The 19,880-nt window shown below is 66.3% G+C and carries 18 protein-coding genes; 10 read left to right on the forward strand and 8 right to left on the reverse strand.

Annotated features, from left to right (window positions below; all coding sequences use genetic code 11):
- The first annotated feature begins 3 nt into the window (after positions 1–3).
- From ccoG to C7449_RS13450, 5 genes are all read left to right on the forward strand, one after another.
- Positions 4–1,578: a cytochrome c oxidase accessory protein CcoG gene (gene ccoG / locus C7449_RS13430; protein WP_108003644.1), complete on the forward strand. Its 1,575-nt coding sequence runs from the start codon at positions 4–6 to the stop codon at positions 1,576–1,578.
- A complete protein-coding gene (locus C7449_RS13435) occupies positions 1,575–2,072 on the forward strand; it encodes a FixH family protein (RefSeq protein ID WP_108003322.1) in 498 nt (165 codons plus the stop codon). Before ccoG ends, C7449_RS13435 begins: the two co-directional genes overlap by 4 nt.
- Positions 2,069–4,357: a cation-translocating P-type ATPase gene (locus tag C7449_RS13440; RefSeq protein WP_108003323.1), complete on the forward strand. Its 2,289-nt coding sequence runs from the start codon at positions 2,069–2,071 to the stop codon at positions 4,355–4,357. Before C7449_RS13435 ends, C7449_RS13440 begins: the two co-directional genes overlap by 4 nt.
- Positions 4,354–4,518 carry a cbb3-type cytochrome oxidase assembly protein CcoS gene (ccoS, locus tag C7449_RS13445; RefSeq protein ID WP_108003324.1) on the forward strand — a complete coding sequence of 55 codons (165 nt, stop codon included), beginning with the start codon at positions 4,354–4,356 and terminating at the stop codon, positions 4,516–4,518. The genes C7449_RS13440 and ccoS overlap by 4 nt, the downstream gene beginning before the upstream one ends.
- Before the next feature lie 128 nt (positions 4,519–4,646).
- The gene (locus tag C7449_RS13450; RefSeq protein WP_108003325.1) at positions 4,647–5,327 is read left to right on the forward strand and encodes a Crp/Fnr family transcriptional regulator; all 681 of its coding nucleotides are present in this window, start codon (positions 4,647–4,649) and stop codon (positions 5,325–5,327) included.
- Between the two features lie 118 nt (positions 5,328–5,445).
- On the opposite strand, the gene C7449_RS13455 is transcribed toward C7449_RS13450, so the two are convergent.
- Positions 5,446–8,421 (reverse strand): NAD(P)-dependent oxidoreductase, encoded by a 2,976-nt coding sequence (locus C7449_RS13455; protein WP_108003326.1) that lies wholly within the window; start codon positions 8,419–8,421, stop codon positions 5,446–5,448.
- Positions 8,422–8,850: 429 nt separating this feature from the next.
- Between C7449_RS13455 and glgA the strand changes: the two genes are divergently transcribed.
- The 5 genes from glgA (at position 8,851) to C7449_RS13480 (ending at position 12,691) form a co-directional block, all read left to right on the forward strand.
- Positions 8,851–10,323, forward strand: coding sequence for a glycogen synthase GlgA (gene glgA / locus C7449_RS13460; protein WP_108003645.1), 1,473 nt, complete (start codon positions 8,851–8,853; stop codon positions 10,321–10,323).
- Positions 10,324–10,439: 116 nt separating this feature from the next.
- A complete protein-coding gene (locus tag C7449_RS13465; RefSeq protein WP_108003327.1) occupies positions 10,440–10,631 on the forward strand; it encodes a DUF3008 family protein in 192 nt (63 codons plus the stop codon).
- Positions 10,632–10,662: 31 nt separating this feature from the next.
- Entirely contained in the window at positions 10,663–11,088 is a 426-nt protein-coding gene (locus tag C7449_RS13470) for a CBS domain-containing protein (protein WP_108003328.1), read from the forward strand.
- 18 nt (positions 11,089–11,106) lie between these two features.
- Positions 11,107–11,628, forward strand: a complete 522-nt coding sequence (locus C7449_RS13475) for a hypothetical protein (RefSeq protein WP_146165083.1) — start codon at positions 11,107–11,109, stop codon at positions 11,626–11,628.
- 103 nt (positions 11,629–11,731) lie between these two features.
- Positions 11,732–12,691 carry an SDR family oxidoreductase gene (locus tag C7449_RS13480; protein WP_108003330.1) on the forward strand — a complete coding sequence of 320 codons (960 nt, stop codon included), beginning with the start codon at positions 11,732–11,734 and terminating at the stop codon, positions 12,689–12,691.
- Between the two features lie 60 nt (positions 12,692–12,751).
- Here C7449_RS13480 and C7449_RS13485 read toward each other — a convergent pair whose 3' ends face one another.
- The 7 genes from C7449_RS13485 to C7449_RS13515 form a co-directional block, all read right to left on the reverse strand.
- Positions 12,752–13,015, reverse strand: coding sequence for a hypothetical protein (locus C7449_RS13485; RefSeq protein ID WP_108003331.1), 264 nt, complete (start codon positions 13,013–13,015; stop codon positions 12,752–12,754).
- 185 nt (positions 13,016–13,200) lie between these two features.
- Positions 13,201–14,439 (reverse strand): saccharopine dehydrogenase family protein, encoded by a 1,239-nt coding sequence (locus tag C7449_RS13490; RefSeq protein WP_108003332.1) that lies wholly within the window; start codon positions 14,437–14,439, stop codon positions 13,201–13,203.
- Between the two features lie 34 nt (positions 14,440–14,473).
- Positions 14,474–15,568: a carboxynorspermidine decarboxylase gene (nspC, locus tag C7449_RS13495; protein ID WP_108003646.1), complete on the reverse strand. Its 1,095-nt coding sequence runs from the start codon at positions 15,566–15,568 to the stop codon at positions 14,474–14,476.
- 361 nt (positions 15,569–15,929) lie between these two features.
- Positions 15,930–16,337, reverse strand: coding sequence for a nucleoside diphosphate kinase regulator (gene rnk, locus C7449_RS13500; protein WP_108003333.1), 408 nt, complete (start codon positions 16,335–16,337; stop codon positions 15,930–15,932).
- 254 nt (positions 16,338–16,591) lie between these two features.
- The gene (locus tag C7449_RS13505; protein WP_108003334.1) at positions 16,592–17,860 is read right to left on the reverse strand and encodes a glycerate kinase type-2 family protein; all 1,269 of its coding nucleotides are present in this window, start codon (positions 17,858–17,860) and stop codon (positions 16,592–16,594) included.
- 6 nt (positions 17,861–17,866) lie between these two features.
- The gene (locus tag C7449_RS13510; protein WP_108003335.1) at positions 17,867–18,184 is read right to left on the reverse strand and encodes a Dabb family protein; all 318 of its coding nucleotides are present in this window, start codon (positions 18,182–18,184) and stop codon (positions 17,867–17,869) included.
- Between the two features lie 9 nt (positions 18,185–18,193).
- Positions 18,194–19,849: a GMC family oxidoreductase gene (locus C7449_RS13515; RefSeq protein WP_108003336.1), complete on the reverse strand. Its 1,656-nt coding sequence runs from the start codon at positions 19,847–19,849 to the stop codon at positions 18,194–18,196.
- Positions 19,850–19,880: the final 31 nt, after the last annotated feature.

Here is a 19,880-nt window from a genome sequence, read left to right on the forward strand (position 1 = left end):
ATGATGCTTGACCAGTCCCAGACCAAAGCTGCCGCCGAACGGCTCGATGTCGAACCGGTCAATGCCGCGCGCATGCGCAAGCCGCTCTACGAAAAGCGCCGGAAGATCTTTCCGAAGCGGGCTGAAGGGCGCTTCCGCCAGTTCAAATGGCTGGTGATGCTGGTAACGCTCGGCATCTACTATTTCACGCCGTGGATCCGCTGGGATCGCGGGCCGCATGCGCCGGATCAGGCGGTGCTGCTCGATCTCGCCTCGCGCCGCTTCTACTTCTTCTTCATCGAGATCTGGCCGCAGGAATTCTTCTTCGTCGCCGGCCTGCTGGTCATGGCCGGCTTCGGCCTGTTCCTGGTCACCGCGGCGGTCGGGCGCGCCTGGTGCGGCTATGCCTGTCCGCAGACGGTCTGGGTCGACCTGTTCCTGGTGGTGGAGCGCTTCATCGAAGGTGACCGCAACGCGCGCATACGTCTCGATGCCGGTCCCTGTACCCTCGAAAAGATCACCAAGCGGGTTGCCAAGCACACGATCTGGCTCGCGATCGCCGTTGCGACCGGCGGAGCGTGGATCTTCTACTTCGCCGACGCGCCCGGGCTTCTGAAGAACCTGGTGACACTCGAGGCGCCGGCCGTCGCCTACACCACCGTCGCCATCCTGACGGCGACCACCTATGTGCTGGGCGGGCTGATGCGCGAGCAGGTGTGCACCTACATGTGTCCCTGGCCGCGCATCCAGGCGGCCATGCTGGACGAGAACTCGCTCGTCGTCACGTACAACGACTGGCGCGGCGAGCCGCGCTCGCGGCACGCCAAGAAGGCGGCGGCGGCGGGCGAGGTCGTCGGCGATTGCGTCGATTGCAACGCCTGCGTGGCGGTCTGCCCGATGGGCATCGACATCCGCGACGGCCAGCAGCTCGAGTGCATTACCTGTGCGCTCTGCATCGATGCCTGCGACGGGGTGATGGACAAGCTCGGCCGCGAGCGCGGGCTGATCTCCTATGCGACGCTCAGCGACTATGCCGAGAATATGGCGCTCGCAACCGACAGCGGCGCCAAGCGGATCGATCCGCGAAAGGTCCGCAACGCCGACGGCGGGTTTGCCGACCGGGTGCGGCATTTCGACTGGCGCATCATCTTCAGGCCCCGCATCCTCCTCTATTTCGGCGTCTGGTCGCTGGTCGGCCTGGCGCTGCTCTATGCCCTGCTCACCCGTGAGCGGCTCGACCTTAACGTGCTGCACGACCGCAACCCGCAGTTCGTGATCGAATCGGACGGTTCGGTGCGCAACGGATATATGGTCAAGGTGCTCAACATGATCCCCCAGCAGCGCACCATCCTCCTGACGATCGAAGGCATGCCTTCCGCCGTCATGCGCGTCTCCGGACACGATCCCGAACAGGGCCGCAGCTTTGCGGTCTCCGTCGAGCCGGACAGGGTCACCTCGCTCAAGGTGTTCGTCACCCTGCCGAAGGGCAGGCTGGCTGAGGCCGAGCACGGCTTCACGCTGGTCGCCGAGGATCTGTCCGGCGAGGAGCGGGATGTTTATGAAGCCAGTTTCAACCTGCCCGGAGGATCAACCAGATGAGCAGCCTCGCCACCAAACGTTCGCGCAGGTTCACCGGCTGGCACATGATGGCCGTGCTGTTGCTGTTCTTCGGCACGATCTTCACGGCCAACGCGCTGATGGCATGGAACGCCAGCCGCAGCTGGAGCGGCCTGGTCGTGCAGAACACCTATATCGCCAGCCAGGAATTCAACACGAAGGTCGCCGAAGCCGAGCGTCTGGCCGCGAGCGGCATCGAGGGCAGGATCGAGACGGCGTCCGGCCAGTTCCGTTATGTGCTGGTGCAGGACGGCAAGCCGCTGCCCACCGCCGACCGCGTGCTTGCCTCGTTCAAGCGGCCGGTCGAGGAGCATGAGGACTTCGAGATCGAGCTCGACCGGAAGGCCGACGGCGTCTTCGTCGCGGGCCGCAGCCTGAAGAAGGGCCAGTGGATCGCCGATCTCAGGGTTCTGGCCGGCGGGGAGACCATCTATCGCCAGGCCGTCCGGTTCATCGCTACGGGAGATGGAAAATGAGTTGCTGTGCCGTGGGCGCAGAGGCGGCGCCGAATCTCGCCACCGGCGGTAGCGCGCTGCCCTCCGCCGAGGAGCTCTGGCTGGTCAGCCGTTCGCTCGGCGACGGGTCGCGGCAGACCGAGCTCAGCGTTCCCGGCGTGCATTGCGGCGCCTGCATCACGACCATCGAGGACGCGCTGCGCGCCCGGCCGGAGGTCGAGCGGGCGCGCGTCAACCTGTCCTCGCGGCGGGTGACGGTGGTCTGGAAGGAGAACACAGACGGCAGGCGCACCGATCCGGGCACCTTCGCCCAGGCCATCCGCGACCGCGGCTACGACATCCATCTCTTTACCGCCGGCGAAGATGAAGACGACAACACCCTCAAGCAGCTGATCCTGGCCGTGGCCGTCTCCGGATTTGCCGCCACCAACATCATGCTGCTGTCGGTGTCGGTCTGGTCGGGGGCGGATGCGGCGACGCGCGACCTCTTCCACTGGATCTCGGCACTGATCGCCGCCCCGGCGCTGGTCTATGCCGGACGTTTCTTCTACCAGTCCGCCTGGAACGCGCTTCGTCATGGCCGCACCAACATGGACGTGCCGATCGCGCTGGCGATCACGCTCTCCTACGCCATGTCGCTCTACGAGACGATCGGGCACGGCGAGCATGCCTGGTTCGATGCCACGGTGACCTTGCTCTTCTTCCTGCTGATCGGGCGCACGCTCGATCACATGATGCGCGGAAGGGCGCGCTCGGCGATCAGCGGCCTTGCCCGCCTGTCGCCGCGCGGCGCCACCGTCGTCAATCCCGACGGATCGCGCGAGTACCGGGCCGTCGAGGCGATCCGGCCCGGCGAACGGCTGCTGATCGCGGCCGGCGAACGGATTCCGGTCGACGCGCGCGTGCTTGCCGGCACGAGCGACCTCGACCGCTCCGTCGTCAACGGCGAAAGCGAGCCGGCTCCGATCGGTGTCGGCGACGTCGTGCAGGCGGGAACGCTGAACCTGACTGGCCCGCTGACGCTGGAGGCGACCGCCGCGGCGCGCGATTCCTTCCTTGCGGAAATCATGGGCCTGATGGAGGCGGCCGAAGGCGGCCGGGCCCGCTACAGGCGCCTTGCCGACCGCGCCGCCCGCTACTACTCGCCGGCGGTCCACCTGCTGGCGCTGTTCACCTTCGCCGGCTGGATGATCGTCGGGGGCTCTGCCCACCAGGCGATGCTTGCCGCCGTCGCGGTGCTCATCATCACCTGCCCGTGCGCGCTTGGCCTTGCCGTGCCGGTCGTGCAGGTCGTAGCCGCCGGGCGGCTCTTCCAGAACGGCGTGATGGTCAAGGACGGATCGGCGATGGAGCGGCTTGCCGAGATCGACACGGTGCTGCTGGACAAGACCGGCACGCTGACGATCGGCCGGCCGCGGCTTGTCAACCGGGACGAGATCGCGCCGGGGACGATGGCGATCGCCGCAGCGCTGGCCGGCAATTCGCGCCACCCGATCTCTATGGCGCTCTACGAGGCGGCGGGGGAGGCGGTTGCGCCACTCGCCGGCGAGATCCGCGAGATTCCGGGCGCCGGCGTCGAGGCGATGACCGAAGCGGGAACCTACCGGCTCGGCAACCGCGCCTTCGCCGGCGGCAAGCCGGAAGCGGCCGGTGCGCAATCGGAAACCATCCTGTCGCTCGATGGCCGGGAGCTGGCCTGCTTCCGCTTCGACGACCAGCTGAGGCCGGCGGCCCGCGAGAGCATCGAAGCGCTCGGCCGGCTCGGCCTTGCGACCGGCATCCTCTCGGGTGACCGCGCCCCCGTGGTCGCCGCCCTCGCCGACAGGCTCGGTATTGCCAGCTGGCGGGCCGGCCTTTCGCCGCGCGACAAGGTGGAGGCGTGCAGCGCCGCCGCCGAGGGCAGCCACCGGGTGCTGATGGTCGGCGACGGCATCAACGACGCGCCGGCCCTGCGTGCCGCGCATGTTTCGATGGCGCCGGCGACGGCCGCCGACGTCGGGCGGCAGGCTGCCGATTTCGTCTTCATGCATCAGGAGCTCTCCGCCGTGCCATTCGCGATCGAGACGTCGCGGCGCGCTGGCCGGCTGATCCGCCAGAACTTCGGGCTGGCTATCGGCTACAACATCATCGCCGTGCCGATCGCCATGCTCGGCTACGCGACACCGTTGGTCGCCGCCATCGCCATGTCGACGTCGTCGCTGGTGGTCGTCGCCAACGCCCTGCGGCTGAGGGGATCGGCCGTCGCGGCCTCACGCCGGCCGAGCGGCGCCGCGCCGGCATTGCGCTCGAGTGGAGCAACCGCATGACCATGCTCGTCTATCTCATCCCGATCGCCCTCTTTCTCGGAGGGCTCGGGCTCGTCGCCTTTCTCTGGGCTCTGAAGAGCGGTCAGTACGAAGACCTCAACGGCGCCGCCTGGCGGGTGCTCGACGACGGCGACGACAGGCCGGACACGAGCAGGCGGTGACGACCGACGTCGTTCGCCGGCAGGACATCCCGCATCGAGCGTGACTGCAGGTGCTTTTTGACCAGGGTCAAACAGCTTGCCGCGACGAGCGGCTACAATGATTGCAATCCTTTTTTGGCGTGTGCGTTATGAAGACATTGCGATTGACTTCAAATGACAGGGCGATCCTGCTGAAATCCTCCTTCCTGGGCCGGCTGCCGCGTTCGACGAGCGAAGCCGTCATCGAGGACGCGACGGTTTCCACCCACGAGGAGGACGACGTGCTGTTTCGCCAGGGCGACGGCATCGATGAAGTCTTCGTCGTACTGTCCGGTCTGGTCCGCCTCTATCGGGTCGGCAAGGACGGGCGCGAAGCCGATCTCGCGGTGCTCCAGGCCGGCGAGGTGTTCGCCGAAAGCGCGATCTTCCTGGGCCACCACGCAACGGCGAGCGCACGGGCCGCCGAAGCATCGATCATCGCACGGCTGGACGGCCGCAGGCTCCGCCAGCTGGCCGTGTCCAACCCGGATGTGGCGCAGGCGTTCATCGAACTCCTCTGTCATCGCAGCAAGATGGTGGAAGACCTTCTCGCGCAGGATCGTTTGCACACCGCGCCGGAACGGGTCGCCAACTACATCCTCAGCAATTGCCCGAGCGGATCGACCAGCTTCTCCTTCCGGCTTCCGTTCCAGAAGAACGTGCTGGCGGGCAAGCTCGGACTTGCGCCGGAAGCGCTGTCGCGGGCCTTTTCGAAGCTGCGCCAGTCCGGCGTCGTCGTGCGCGGCCGCATGATCGAGATCCGCGACCGCCACGCGCTCGAGCGATTCTGAGCGGCCGCTCGAGCCGGCCGGACGAGCTGGCGGCAAACCGCCGATCACGGCCAGCCCACGACTGGGGGTGGGCAAGCCGTTGCGGCATTGCGCCGGCTGGCCTGCTCCGCCGCCGCCCTTACTCCGCCGCCGCCCCGTACAGGCCCAGCTGCTCCAGCAGCGCCCGCTGCCGGTCGGCGCTTTCGACCAGCAGGCCGGTGTAGCGCGTCACGATCCGGTCGCGATGGCCGGGATCGGAGATGGCGGAAAGCGCGCCAAGGATCGCCGCGACCTTTTCCGAGGTCTGTCGCAGTTCGGCCAGGAGTGCCGCCTGGTTGCCGGCCTCCGCGACCGCCTGCTTCGTCACCTGGCCGATGCCGGCGGGGGTGCGGCTGCCGGCATCCACGTAGCCCTCCGGCAGGTCGCCCTTCAGATTGGTGACCGACTTGAAGCGGATGACGTCGAAGATCTGGTCGACCGCCTGCTTCGCCCCGCTCACCCGCGAGGGATGGTCGGTGTCGGCGGCGGCATGCGGCAGCAGTTCCAGCCTACCCTTGTGGCGCGCCTCGAGCGGCAGGTAGGGCAGCATCGGGCCGCTGAGCTTGCCGGTCGCCACGTCCTTGAAGAGGTCGGCGTCGATCGCCGCGTGCGCGATCTTGCCGGACGTCAGCGCCGCGTCGAGGGCTGCGGCATCGACGACCTCGCCGCGGTCGTAGTTGACCAGCACCGCGCCGTCGTTCATCGCGCCGAGCACCTTCGCGTCGACGGTGCCGGCGTTGGAGTAGATGCCGGTCGTCGCATCGAGGCGGCCGAGGCCGATGTGGACCGAGAGCACGTCGGCGCCGGTCGCCGCGGCAACCGGGCTTGCGGCATATTCGAAACCTTCCGCCTCGATCCAGCGCTTGTGACGCTCTCGGGCGTAGATCGCCACCTTCATGCCGAAGGCCTTGGCGAGCCTGGCGACCTCGCGGCCGATATTGCCGTAGCCGAGGACGGCGATCTTCCTGCCCTCGAGCTTGGAGGTCGGAAAGTCCTTCAGCTGGCGGCCGGTGTCGAAGTCGCCGCCGGCCACCATCTGGTGCAGCCTGTCGACCGGCAGGTCGGGCAGGACCCGCAGGATCGCCTTCATCGCCATCTGGGCGGTGGCCCGGCTGTTGATGCCGGGCGTGTTCATCAGCGGCGCCTCGCCGCCTTCGCCGTTGCCGCCGCCCCAGGAGGCCGAGCCCATGTTGCCGGTGCCGGCGCCGATGCGAACGCCGCCGAGCGGGAAGACGGAGGCCTTCGGAATGAACGTCGCCGCCGCAATCAGCGCGTCATACTGGCCCTTGTCGGTCTGCGGCAGGATCTCCGCCTCGGTGCTGAGCTCCGGCTGGTAGAAGAAGTGGATACGGCCCTTCTCCAGCGCCGAACGGTCGCCGAGCGGGCCGAGATGGAAGACGCCGCCCTTCTCCTCGACATAGGCCTTGACCTCGCTGTGATCCGGCTTTCCGTCGGGGCCGAAGCGCAGGCCGACGAGATCGGCGATCAGCACCGTATAGGCGCGCGCCGGATCGTCCTTGCGGATGGGGCCGGCGCTGCTGGCGGGGGCCTCGAAGGTGGCGCCGTGCTTCGCCAGTTCCTCTTCGAGAACGACGATTTTGGCGCGAAGATAGGCGTATTGCAGGTTCTCCAGCAGCGCCACCACGTCCTCAGGCTCGCGGATGCCGCCGACCCAGGCGCGGTAGTCGCCGGGCGTGCCCGGGAAGGCGTTGACGTAGCGGGCCGCGTCGAGGCCGGGCTCGTATTCGCCGTTCGGATGGGTGATGCCTTCATAGCCGAGCAGCTGCTTGGAGCGAGCGATGATGCGGGCGTGGATATCCGGATCGGTGATGCCGTCGTCCTCGACCTTCAGCAGCGTGACTGCCGCGCCCCGCCGCTCGGCATCGGAAACGGTCAGCGACAGCAACGGATGGGTGGCGACCCAATCGTCGATCACCCTGCGGTTCTCGGCCGAACGGCGGTTGAGCCCGACGACGGAGCCGACGCGGGCCTCCGACTGCAGCAGGTTGAACGTCGTCTCGGCGAAGGCGAGCGCGCTGTAGGTGTTGATGACGCCGCCGAGCATGCGGTCTTCGGCCGCGTCGTAGAACGGCCCTGCGTCGACAGAGCGTTTGGCCGACAGCGGCTGCTTCGGATCGACGGGCGGCGCGATCTTCAGCTGGCGCGGGATGGCCCAGGCGGGATCCTGCTGGTTCTTTTCGATCAAGGCCAGGGCGTGCGGCGTGAACGAGGCGACGAAATAGCCGGAGATGCCGCCGATCGCCTTCTGGAAGGGCATGAACAGGCAGCACTTCGCCATCACGGCGCGGACCAGTTCCGGTTCCCACGGCATGGCGCCGAGCATCGAGGTGGCGTCGAACACCGCATGGCGGTTGGCGGGGTCGCCGTCGAGCCATTCCAGAAGTTCGCGGATCTCGCCGCTGGTATAGGCGTTGGCGCCGGTCGTCTCGTGGCCGACGCCGACGAAGATCGAAATGCCCAGCGCCGACAGCTCGGCAGCCGTCGGGATCACCCCTTCGGCGGCGGCGAAATGGATGCGGCTCTCGCAGCCTTTTTCGGCAAAGCGCTGCATCTCGATCAGCTGGGTGGCCCAGGACTGGCGGAAGAAGCCGGCGGCGCGGGCCGGGTCGGACTCGGGGCGCGGCGTGTCGACATAGACGTGCTGGCCGGCGTCGTTGGCGTTCATCAGGTGCTGGACGCAGACGGTGTAGCCGCTGTGGCCGCCGCCGAGGCCGACGGCCATCCGGTTCGTCTTCGGGAACTCGAAGTAGCGATGGATCGCCCGCATCATGTCGGTGAGAATCTTGTCGGCCGGGTAGCCGCGGTGCATGCTGCGGGAGATCTCGGCGGTGGTGAAGCCGCCGATGTCGTTGCCCCGGTCGTCGAACTTCCGATAGGTCTTCTCGATCCACGCGTCGAAGGCGAGGCGCCGCAGCCGGCTGTCCACCTCGTCGGTGGCCGCGTCGGTTATCGGACCGACGCCGAAGAACGGGTTGGACGGCAGCCTCGGCGGGCCCGACCGCGTCAGCTCCAGTGCTTTCAGTCGCTGTTCCTGCATGTGCGCGATGTTCGTCATGATCGACCTGCCTCTGTCGGGACCCTACGGACATAGTGACGCGATCATGCGGGAAGAAAGACATCATAAGCGTCGAACAGCACACGGAATGCGCCATCTGCTTCCATGCGGCGCGTCAGGCGGTTTCGGATCGCACCGAGAACCTGGCCCCACCCAAGTCGACAGAGGAACAAGGGGCGGGCGCGATGGCCGGTGTCTGGCACGGGCGGGACCTGTCCGGCAGCAGCCTCTGCGGCAGGCACGCGCCTTGCGTCCGACCTTGAAACGCCCGCATTGCGAGACCGTCGGCGTCTCCGCCGCCACCGCCTGTCAAGGGAAATATATCGTTTGCGGCGATGCCGGCTCCCCGAACAACGGTCGGCAAGGGCTGGTTTGAATGATACCATACACCATCCACCCATCGCCGCCGGAATGGGAGACCGCGTTGCCGTGAAGGTCCTGTCCGTCGCCTCGGAATTCTATCCGCTCATCAAGACAGGGGGCCTTGCCGACGTCACGGGCTCGCTTCCGAAGGCGCTCACAGCTCACGGGATCGAGACGCGGACCCTGCTGCCAGGCTACCCGGCCGTCATCAGCGCGATCGGCAAGCGTCGCCGCGCCGCCGAGCTCGACCTGCTCGGCCACAGCGCAAGCCTCATATCGACGCAGGTAGATGCCAACGCGCTCTACGTCCTCGAGCTGCCGGAGCTCTACGATCGGCCGGGCGGACCCTATCTGGACGAGACCGGCGCAGATTTTCCGGACAACAGCGCCCGGTTCGCGGTGCTTTCGCTGGCCGGGGCGAGAATCGTCGGCGGCGCCGTGCCGGGCTGGCGGCCCGACCTCGTCCATACCCACGACTGGCAGAGCGCGCTCACCTCCGTCTATATGCGTCACGGCATGGACAGCGCGGTGCCGTCGGTGCTGACGATCCATAACCTCGCCTTCCAGGGCCAGTTTCCCCTCCAGGGGCTGCCCGAACTCGGGCTGCCTCCCGAGGCCTACACGATCGACTGCCTCGAATACTACGGTGACGTCAGTTTCCTGAAGGGCGGCATCCAGACGGCCGATATGCTCACCACCGTCAGCCCCACATATGCGCGGGAAATCTTGTCCGAGGGGCTGGGAATGGGGATGGAGGGCGTGTTGCGGGCGCGGCGGCGGTCGTTGCGTGGCATTGTCAACGGGATCGACACCGACGTCTGGAGCCCGGAGCAGGACCCCCACCTGATCTGCGGCTTCTGTCCCGAGACGCTCGCCCGGCGCGGCCTCAACCGCAGGTACCTCACCAACCGGCTCGGCCTGCCCGATGGCGACGGACCGATCTTCTCGGTGGTCAGCCGGCTGACGTGGCAGAAGGGCATCGACCTGGTCATCGCTTGCGTTCCGCATATCGTCGACGGGGAAGGGCGGCTGATCGTCTGCGGACAGGGCGACCACGATTACGAGGAGCGGCTGCACGAGATGGCGCGGCTCTATCCAAACCACGTCGCCGTCTCGATCGGCTACGACGAGGCACTTGCGCACCGCATTCACGGCGGCACGGATTTCATCGTGCAGCCGTCCCGCTTCGAGCCCTGCGGACTGACGCAACTCTACGCGCTGCGCTACGGCGCCGTTCCGATCGTGGCGCGCACCGGCGGCCTGTCGGAGACCATCATCGACGCCAACGATGCGGCTATGGCCGCCGGGGCCGCGACCGGCATCCAGTTCCACCCGACGACGGCCGATGAACTTTGCCACGCGATCGACCGGGCGATGGCATTGTTCCGGCAACCGGATCGGATGACCCGATTGCAGGTGCAGGGCATGAAGACCAACTTCTCCTGGGAGACCAGCGCGCTGCAATATGCCTCCCTTTACGAGGAACTGACCGGGAGCCTCTGTCCGGCCCGCCCCTGGCACGGCCAGAAGGCGGGCTGAACCGCGGCGCCTGCCGGACTGTCCGTCCGGGGCGGGATCACGTCCTCGGCAACGCCCAAAGCCGGAACTTTACCTGACCATGGCTGTTAACGGCCCATGGAACAGGAGGTAGAACCATGCCGGCAAAATCGAAGGCACAGCAGATGGCCGCAGGTGCTGCGCTCGCAGCCAAGCGTGGCGAGAAGAAGAAGGGCGAATTGAAGGGCGCCTCGAAGGAAATGGAGAAATCCATGAGCGAGAAGGAGCTCGAGAAGATGGCGTCCACGAGCCAGAAGGGCAAGCCGGACCACGTCAAGTCGAAGCATTGACCCAGGCGCACACCACAGCAGGAGCATCGCCATGAAGGTTTCCGAGATCATGTCGCGCGATGTCCGCATCGCAAGTCCGGACCAGAGCATCGCCGACGTCGCCAGAAGCATGAGCGATGCGGAGATCGGCTTCATGCCGGTGGGCGAACACGGCCGCCTGGTCGGCACGATCACCGACCGCGACCTGGTTGTGCGGGCGCTCGCCGACGGGCTGGGCGGCGACACGGCCGTCCGACAGATCATGTCGCAGGACGTCAAGTATTGCTTCGAGGACGAGGAGGTCGAGGCGGTGGCTCGCAACATGGGCCAGCTGCAGGTTCGCCGGCTTCCCGTCGTCAACCGCGACAAGCGCCTGACCGGCGTCGTCTCGATCGGCGACGCCGCAGTTGCCGAAGCGGGTTCGGCCGGTGCGGCCCTGAACAAGGTTGCCCGTCCCGGCGGCCAGCACGCGCAATAAGGGCCGGCTGAAACGGCAATGGAACGTTCCGCCGCCGGAGCGGTTTGGTTTTCTCCGGCATGCAGCGCACGAAGGCTGCACAATGTGGAGGCCACGATGGAATATCAAACGGCGGAACAACTGCGTTCGGTCGCAGGAATCGGGTCCTTTCCAAGCCAGGCCCTGTCACGAACCGACCGGCTGCGGATTTGGGCCGAGGCACTGGAGCGCACACCGGAGCATCGGGTCGCGACGTTGCCGCAAACGGAGTATCGACCGTTCGACGTGCGCAACAGCATGCGGGCGGATGAATCCGCGCTCTCAGTGGCCTTCAGCGACCCGCTCCTCAAGGCCGCCGGCTTGACCGGCGATACCTACGGGGAGGCAAAACGCTTCTTCGAACTGACCGACGGTCAATTGCACGATATCGTCTGCGGCTGCCATGTCGGATCGTCGGCGAGCGCCGATTATACCGCCGCCCGCATCCGCGAGATGATCGCCCCGCGAAGGCCGGGCATCATCGCAACCGTGCTGCGCTGGCTGACGGGACAGCTGTCCTGATCGCGGCGCCCACACCGGAGAGTAGTGCCTTGCGTGCCGCCGGTGCGGCCGGCGGCGAGCCACGCAACCCATCTACGAGGAGCAGACAACGAGGAGACGAGCCATGCCGGATCGATCGACCGCCGACAAGCAGCGGCATATCCAGGAGCAGGTCGGCCAGTCCGATCGCAGCCAGAAGGACAGCGGCAAAGCCGCTGCGATGCAGGCAGGGGCACGCAAGTACCCCGAGCCGCCATTCCCGCCGCAGCATCAGCCCAAGCCCGGCCACGAGGGCGCGCTGACACCGGAGACGATGTATGACGCGCCCTATTATATCGGCTCGCGCAAGCTGGAGGGCAAGGCGGCGCTGATCACCGGCGGCGATTCCGGCATCGGGCGGTCGGTGGCGGTGCTGTTTGCCCGCGAGGGCGCCGACGTGGCCATCACCCATCTCGCCGAGGAGGAGGACGCCAAGACCACGGCGGCCGCCGTCGAGAAGGAGGGGCGGAAATGCCTGGTGCTCAAGGGCGACGTCAAGGATGCCGCCTTCTGCCAGTCGGCGGTGGAACAGGCGGTAAAGGCCTTCGGCCGCCTCGATGTTCTCGTCAACAACGCCGCGTTCCAGGTACACAGCAAGGACATCGAGGACCTCACCGAAGAGCATTTCGACGAGACCGTGAAGACGAACCTCTACGGCTATTTCCACATGGCCAAGGCGGCGGTGCCACACCTGAAGAGCGGCTCGGCGATCATCAACACCGGCTCGGTGACCGGGCTCGAGGGCAGCAAGGCGCTGCTCGACTACTCGATGACCAAGGGCGGCATCCACGCCTTCACCCGCTCGCTGGCCTCGCAACTGGTGCCGAAGGGCATCCGCGTCAACGCCGTGGCGCCCGGCCCGGTCTGGACGCCGCTCAATCCCTCCGACAAGGAGGCCGAGGACGTCAGCAAGTTCGGTTCGCAGACGCCGATGAAGCGCCCGGCGCAGCCGGAGGAAATCGCGCCGGCCTACGTCTTCCTCGCCTCGCCGCACTGCTCGAGCTACATCACCGGCGAAATCCTGCCGATCATCGGCGGATACTGAGCGTCATCCAAATCCGCGCGCTTGTGGTTGCAGCGCGCGGGAGCCTCCCGGGACAAGTTCTCAGGACGAGGAGCGGGCGCGTTCCAGTGCCGCCGAGAGGATGGATTTCATCTCGTCGTCCGTCTTGGTCTGGATCATGAAGGCCAGCGACGGATCGACGCCGGGGTCTTCCTCCTGATCCTGGACCGCCTCGATCTCTTCCAGAAGCTGTTCGAGTTGCGCCCGACCACGCTGCTCGCCGGCGATGATCGCCAGCACGCTGGTCATGAGACGGCGTAGCGCGTTCAGACGGGCGACGACTTCAAGCCTGTCCTGCTCGTTCATGGCCGGCAGATCCTCCAGGGATGAGTTGGCTGGCCGCTATGGACACCGCGCGTTCTGCGGCAGCGGGTGTGCAGCGAACAGCAAGGGGCGCCGAATGTTCCAGGAGTGCCTGCCTGCGGCCGCATGCAAAAGACCCGCGGGGGTGCCGCGGGTCTTCGATGTCACAAGGGATGTCTTGAAATCGCTCAGGCGAACAGGGCGCGTTCCTGGCCGTTCTCGCGGATCCAGGTCGACAGGCCGATGCGGCCGAGGGTTTCCAGGAACGGCTTGGGCGGCAGTTCCTCGACGTTGGCCATCTGCTTGACGTCCCATTCGCCGTTCGCGACCATCATGGCGGCAGCGACCGCCGGGACGCCGGCGGTGTAGGAGATGCCCTGCGAGCCGACCTCCTCATAGGCCTCCTTGTGGTCGGCGACGTTGTAGATGAAGACCTCGTGCTCCTTGCCGTCCTTGATGCCCTTGACGAAGTCGCCGATGCAGGTCTTGCCTTCGTAGTTCGGGGCCAGCGAGGCGGGATCGGGCAGGCAGGCCTTGACGACCTTCAGAGGCACCACTTCCAGCCCCTCGGCCGTCTTGACCGGCTTTTCGGAAAGCAGGCCGATGTTCTTCAGAACGGTGAAGACGTTGATGTAGTGATCGCCAAATCCCATCCAGAAGCGCACGTCGGCGCCCTCCATGTTCTTCGCCAGCGAGTGCACCTCGTCGTGGCCGCAGAGATAGGCCTTGCGCTTGCCGACCACCGGCAGGTCGTATTCCTTGCCGATCTCGAACATCTGGTTGGTCTGCCACTGGCCCTTCTGCCAGGAATAGACGACGCCGGTGAATTCGCGGAAGTTGATCTCCGGGTCGAAGTTCGTGGCGAAGTACTTGCCGTGGCTACCGGCGTTGATGTCGACGATGTCGATCTCGGTGACCTTGTCGAGGTACTCGTCCTTGGCGAGCCGCGCATACGCGTTGACCACACCCGGGTCGAAACCGGCGCCGAGAATGGCGGTGATGCCCTTCTCCTTGCACTCGTCGGCGTGCTTCCACTCGTAGTTGGCGTACCACGGCGGCGTCTCGCAGATCTTGCCGGGTTCTTCGTGGATCGCCGTGTCGATATAGGCGACGCCGGTGTCCATGCAGGCGCGCAGCACCGACATGTTGAGGAAGGCGGTGCCGACGTTGATGACGATCTGCACGCCGGTCTTCTCGATCAGCGCCTTGGTCGCCTCGATGTCGAGGGCGTCGAGCGCGTGGGCCTCGAAAACGCCCGGCTGCTTCAACGCCTTCTTTTCATGCACGGATTCGATGATCGCGTCGCACTTCGATTTCGTGCGCGAGGCGATATGAAGGTCTCCCAATACATCGTTGTTCTGGGCGCACTTGTGCGCCACGACCTGTGCCACGCCACCGGCGCCGATGATGAGAACGTTCTTCTTCATTTCGGGGGATATCTCCTTCTACCCGTGCTGAGCCTCAGGAGAGGCTCTGTTCGTAGTCCGCGTAGGTGAATTCGCGGACAGTCCTGATGGAGCCATCGAGTTCCCTGATGGCGATTGCCGGCATTTTCACGCCATTGAACCAGTTCTTCTTGACCATTGTGTATCCGGCCGCGTCCTGGATCGAAATCCGGTCGCCGACCTTCAGCTCGTGCTCGAAATCGAACTCGCCGAAGATGTCGCCGGCCAGGCACGACTTGCCGCACACCATATAGCGATGCGGGCCCTTGTTGGGCGCGAGCTTGGCGCTCTCGCGGTAGATCAAAAGGTCGAGCATGTGGGCTTCGATCGAGCTGTCGACGATGGCGAGGTTCTTGCCGTTGTAGAGCGTGTCGAGGACGCTGACCTCGAGCGTCGTCGATTTGGTGATCGAGGCCTCGCCGGGCTCGAGATAGACCTGCACGCCGTACTCGCCGGAAAACCGCTTCAGCCGCTCGGCGAAGCGGTCGATCGGGTAGTCTTCGCCGGTGAAGTGGATGCCGCCGCCGAGGCTGACCCATTCGGCCTTTCTCAGGAGCGGGGCGAAACGCTCCTCGATCGTGCCGAGCATGCGGTCGAACAGGTCGAAGTCGGCGTTCTCGCAGTTGTTGTGGATCATGAAGCCGGAAATCCGGTCCATGACCTTCTCGACGCGAGCGACATCCCATTCGCCAAGCCGCGAGAAGGGCCGGGCCGGGTCGGCGAGGTCGAAGCTCGAGGAACTGACCTGCGGGTTGAGCCGCAGGCCGCGGACGATGCCGGAGGCCTTCTCGGAGAAGCGGTCGAGCTGGCCGATCGAGTTGAAGATGATCTTGTCGGCGTGGGAGACGACCTCGTCGATCTCGTAGTCCGCATAGGCGACCGAATAGGCATGGGTCTCCTTGCCGAACCGCTCGTGGCCGAGCCGCACCTCGTTCAGCGACGACGAGGTGGTGCCGTCCATGTACTCGCGCATCAGGTCGAAGATCGACCAGGTCGCGAAGCATTTCAACGCCAGCAGCGCCTTGGCACCGGACTTCTCCCGCACATGCGCGATCTTCTCCATGTTCTGGAGCAGTTTCGACTTGTCGATCAGGTAATAGGGCGTCTGCATGGACATTCGGGTCTTTCGTCTAATGGAAGGCCGCATCCGGAGACTGCGGCAGCGCCGACGGTCTCCAATTCTGTCGGACGGACGTTCAACCGCCGCGTCTCGGTTATCCGCTCGTTTCCAGTCCGGAAGAAATCCGCCGCCCCACGGGCATTTTGCGGCGGCAAGTGGTCGTTCTCGGTGCCAGCCCCGGCACCTGCGGCAGGGACTTCAACCCGGCCGTGCGCAAAGCGCGCGACGACCGGGCAGATGCGGCGCTTTGAGCCGCAGCACATCCTGCCCGAAAAGAGACGACAACATCAGCATGGTGCCTATCTAACCATGCGCACCCCAAAGTCAAGGCACGGCGCCGGTGGCCGCAAGCTCAGGCCTCTGCGAGATGGTCCTTGACCGCGGTGACCTTCAACTGATGGCTCTGGCCGCCCCTGGCGCGCCAGTCGATCGACTGTCCCGGCGACAGTCCGAGAAGGGCCACGCCGATCGGCGTCAGGATCGACACCTTGCCCTGCTCGATATCGGCGTCGGCGGGGTAGACGAGCGTCACGGTCCTGGCCTGGCCGTCATCCGTCTCGTAGGTCACCGTCGAGCCCATCTGCACGACGTTCGAGGCGACCTGGTCGTCGAGTACGACCGAAGCGCGCTCCAGTTCGTTGAGCAGCTCGTCCGCCACCTCGTAGTTCCGGTCAAGCGATGCCTGCGCCAGATCGTTCAGCCGGGCGTAGTCGGACTCCCGGACGGTGATCATCGGTTTGTTCTTGGGGTTGGAGCTCATGATTAAATACCTCTCTGTCGCCGCCGGGATGCACCCGTGCGCTGCGAAATGCTGTTGTGTCGATTTGGTGTCGCGCGCCTTGGAAAGCAATCAGCAAGGTCCCCGAAATCCGGGGCGCGACTGCGACCGGACTCGGGCTAATGTCCTGCGATGGGACAAACTTGGTTTCGGCAACCGGTCTGAACAGCGTACGAAGTCATGCGATATGATCGCTGTCCGGATCGCCGGTGTCAACGGGGGCGATTGGTCGCGCGTCAGCGGATCAGGATGGCACGGAAATCGTTGACGTTCGTGCCGGTTGGCCCGGTCGTGAAGATGTCGCCGATCGCGTCGAAGGCGCTGTAGGCGTCGTGGCCGAGCAGGCGTGCGCGCGGATTTTCGCCGGCGGCGCGCATGCGCGCGACCGAATCGCCGTCCGCGAACGCTCCGGCGTTGTGCTCCGAGCCATCCCGGCCATCGGTGTCGGCGGCAAGCGCATGGATGTCGGCGAGCCCGTCGATGGCGATGGCGAAGGACAGCAGGAACTCGCTGTTGCGGCCGCCTCTGCCATGGCTTCCCTCGCCGATCGTTACCGTCGTCTCGCCGCCGGACAGGATGAGGACCGGCGTGGGGAAGGGACGGTTGCGGCTGCGCACCTCGCGGGCGATCGCCGCATGCATCAGGCCGATGTCGCGCGCTTCGCCCTCGATGCAATCGGAGAGGATGACGGTCTCGATCCCCGCGGCGCGGGCGCGGTCGGCCGCCGCTTCCAGCGAGACGCGGGCAGACGCGATGACGTGATGCTCATGATTGCCGAAGGCCGGGTCGGCCGGGCCGGCGGCGGCCGCGGCGTCCGATGCCAGGTGCGCCATCACGCATTCGGGCAGGGACATGCGGTATTGGCGGACGATCTCCAGTGCATCCTCGGGCGTCGAACCGTCCGGCACGGTCGGGCCGGAGGCAACATGGGCCGGGTTGTCGCCGGGGATGTCGGAAACGATCAGGCTGACCACCCTGGCCGGCGCGGCGGCATGCGCCAGGCGGCCGCCCTTGATGCGGGAAACGTGCTTGCGCACCACGTTCATCGCCGAGATCGGCGCGCCGGAGGCGAGCAGCGCCCGGTTGACGGCGATCTCGTCCTCGAGCGTCAGGTTGCCCGCCGGCGCCGGCAGCAGCGAGGAGCCGCCGCCGGAGACCAGCGCGATGACGAGATCGTCCGAAGTGAGGCCCTGCACCGCCTGCAGCAGTCTTTGCGAGGCCGCGAGCCCCGCCGCGTCCGGCACCGGATGGGCGGCCTGCAGGACCTCGATCTGCCGGCAGGCAGCGACAGGACCATGCTGGGCGACGACGGCACCCTCGAGCGGCCCGTCCCACAGGCTCTCCAGCGCCGCTGCCATCTGGCTTGCCGCCTTGCCGGCGCCGACGACGACGGTGCGGCCCTTCGGCTTCTCGGGAAGGTGCGCGCGGATTGCGATGAGCGGGTCGGCAGCCTTGACGGCTTCGTCAAACAAGGAGGCCAGGAAGGCGCGGGGATCGTCGATCATGCGCGATCAATCCTCGGTTTCGAGGTCATAGACGAGGATGCCCTTGGCACCGTCGAGCGCGGCGGCGACGATCTTTACTCCGGTCTTGCGGTGTTCCTCGTCGGCGAGATAGGCGTCGCGGGCGAAGCTGTCGTCGAAATCGACGATGAAGCCGTCGGAAAAGCCCTTGTCCATCCCCGCTTCCGGGCTGACGTTCGTCCCCGCGTGCACGGCCAGCAGGCCGGGCAGCCGGCCCTTCAGCGCCGCGATCTCGTCGAAGATCTCCGCCTTCTGGGCCTTTGAAATAGTGGGCTTGAAGCGGATGAAGACGCAGTGCCGGATCAAGGCGGGCTCCTATCGGACCTCGGCACGGGCGCGCGGCCGCGTGTCGTTTCGTTCATGGGCGAAAATCTGCGGCGAAAGCGGCGGAAAGTCACGGATTAAGTCAGCCGCCTTTTCGCCGACCATGATCGTCGGTGCATTGGTGTTGCAGGATGGCACCCGCGGCATCACGGAGGAGTCGCAGACCCGCAGGCCCTCCAGCCCCCGCACCTTCAGGTCGAGACCGACGACCGCATCGTGGCCGGTGCCCATCTTGCAGGTGCCGACGGGATGGTGGTCGGTCTTGGCGTTGGCGCAGCCATAGTCGAACAGGTCCTCGTCGGTGAGGCATTTCGGGCCGGGCAGCCGCTCGGCGAGCACAAAGGGCTTCAGCGCCGCCTGCTGCATGATCTCGCGGGCGATCTTCAGCCCCTCGATCGACATCTTCCGGTCGTGCGGGTCGGCCCAGTAGTTCGGGTCTATCAGCGGCGCGGCCGACGGGTCGGCCGAGGACAGCCGGACGGTGCCGCGCGAGCGGGGGTGCAGATAGGCCGAGTTCAGCGTGACGCCGGCGTTCTTCAGCTTTTCCACACCGGCCTCGATTCCGGAGCCGAGGCCGAGATGGAATTGGATGTCGGGCGAGCGGGCATTGGGATCGGCATACCAGAAACCGCCGGTCTCAAAAAGCGACGAGGCGACCGGGCCGGAGCGGAACAGCACGTATTGCAGCCCGGCCCACAGCGTGCGGTGGGGCTTGGCGACGTTGTCGTAGGTGTGGTCGCCGGTGCATTCGGCGATGACGAACAGGTCGAGGTGGTCCTGCAGGTTGGAGCCGACGCCGGGCAGGTCGTGCTTGACGTCGACATCGACCGCTTTCAGGTGGTCGGCCGGGCCGATGCCGGATTGCAGGAGCAGCTTCGGCGAGCCGATCGCGCCGGAGGTGACGAGCACCTCGCGCTCCGCCCGGATCGTCTCGATGCCGCGCGCGGTGACGACCTCGACGCCGACGGCGCGGGTGCCCTCCAGCACGATGCGGGCGACGCGGGCGCCGGTGCGGATCGTCAGGTTCTTGCGGTTCTTGATCGGCGAGAGGTAGGCGAGCGAGGCCGAGGAACGCCGGCGGTTGCGCTGGGTCAGCTGGTAGAAGCCGACGCCGGCCTGCTGGCGGCCGTTGAAATCGTGGTTGTAGGGAATGCCGAGCTCCTGGCCGGCGCGGATGTAGGCGTCGCAGATCGGCAGGCCGGAGACCGGCATCGAGACGCCGAGCGGGCCGCCATAGGAATGGTAGTCGTCGGCAAAACGCTGGTTGTCCTCGGCGCGCTTGAAATAGGGCAGCACCGAGCGGTAGTCCCAGCCCTCGCAGCCGTCCTCGCTCGCCCACAGGTCATAGTCGGCGGCGTTGCCGCGGGTATAGAGCTGGGCGTTGATCGAGGAGCCGCCGCCGATCACCTTGGCCTGGGTATAGCGCAGCACGCGGCCCTTCATGTGCTTCTGCGGCACGGTCTCCCAGCCCCAGCTGGCGACGCCCTTGGTCATCTTGGCAAAGCCCGCCGGCATGTGGAACAGCGGGTTCCAGTCGCCGCCGCCGGCCTCCAGCAGCAGCACCCGTACGTCCTTATCCTCGCTGAGGCGGTTGGCGAGCACGCAGCCGGCCGGTCCGGCGCCGGTGATGATGTAGTCGTAAGCCATGCACGTTTTCCTCAAATTCTTGCCAGCGTCC

It is taken from the genome of Mycoplana dimorpha (assembly GCF_003046475.1).
GTDB lineage: Bacteria > Pseudomonadota > Alphaproteobacteria > Rhizobiales > Rhizobiaceae > Mycoplana > Mycoplana dimorpha.

Bases quoted from the DNA above. Each gene is read 5' to 3' on its own strand.
- ccoG (WP_108003644.1), top strand. From the start codon at position 4: ATGCTTGACCAGTCCCAGACCAAAGCTGCCGCCGAACGGCTCGATGTC.
- C7449_RS13435 (WP_108003322.1), top strand. From the start codon at position 1,575: ATGAGCAGCCTCGCCACCAAACGTTCGCGCAGGTTCACCGGCTGGCAC.
- C7449_RS13440 (WP_108003323.1), top strand. From the start codon at position 2,069: ATGAGTTGCTGTGCCGTGGGCGCAGAGGCGGCGCCGAATCTCGCCACC.
- ccoS (WP_108003324.1), top strand. From the start codon at position 4,354: ATGACCATGCTCGTCTATCTCATCCCGATCGCCCTCTTTCTCGGAGGG.
- C7449_RS13450 (WP_108003325.1), top strand. From the start codon at position 4,647: ATGAAGACATTGCGATTGACTTCAAATGACAGGGCGATCCTGCTGAAA.
- C7449_RS13455 (WP_108003326.1), bottom strand. From the start codon at position 8,421: ATGACGAACATCGCGCACATGCAGGAACAGCGACTGAAAGCACTGGAG.
- C7449_RS13465 (WP_108003327.1), top strand. From the start codon at position 10,440: ATGCCGGCAAAATCGAAGGCACAGCAGATGGCCGCAGGTGCTGCGCTC.
- C7449_RS13470 (WP_108003328.1), top strand. From the start codon at position 10,663: ATGAAGGTTTCCGAGATCATGTCGCGCGATGTCCGCATCGCAAGTCCG.
- C7449_RS13475 (WP_146165083.1), top strand. From the start codon at position 11,107: ATGGAACGTTCCGCCGCCGGAGCGGTTTGGTTTTCTCCGGCATGCAGC.
- C7449_RS13480 (WP_108003330.1), top strand. From the start codon at position 11,732: ATGCCGGATCGATCGACCGCCGACAAGCAGCGGCATATCCAGGAGCAG.
- C7449_RS13485 (WP_108003331.1), bottom strand. From the start codon at position 13,015: ATGAACGAGCAGGACAGGCTTGAAGTCGTCGCCCGTCTGAACGCGCTA.
- C7449_RS13490 (WP_108003332.1), bottom strand. From the start codon at position 14,439: ATGAAGAAGAACGTTCTCATCATCGGCGCCGGTGGCGTGGCACAGGTC.
- nspC (WP_108003646.1), bottom strand. From the start codon at position 15,568: ATGCAGACGCCCTATTACCTGATCGACAAGTCGAAACTGCTCCAGAAC.
- rnk (WP_108003333.1), bottom strand. From the start codon at position 16,337: ATGAGCTCCAACCCCAAGAACAAACCGATGATCACCGTCCGGGAGTCC.
- C7449_RS13505 (WP_108003334.1), bottom strand. From the start codon at position 17,860: ATGATCGACGATCCCCGCGCCTTCCTGGCCTCCTTGTTTGACGAAGCC.
- C7449_RS13515 (WP_108003336.1), bottom strand. From the start codon at position 19,849: ATGGCTTACGACTACATCATCACCGGCGCCGGACCGGCCGGCTGCGTG.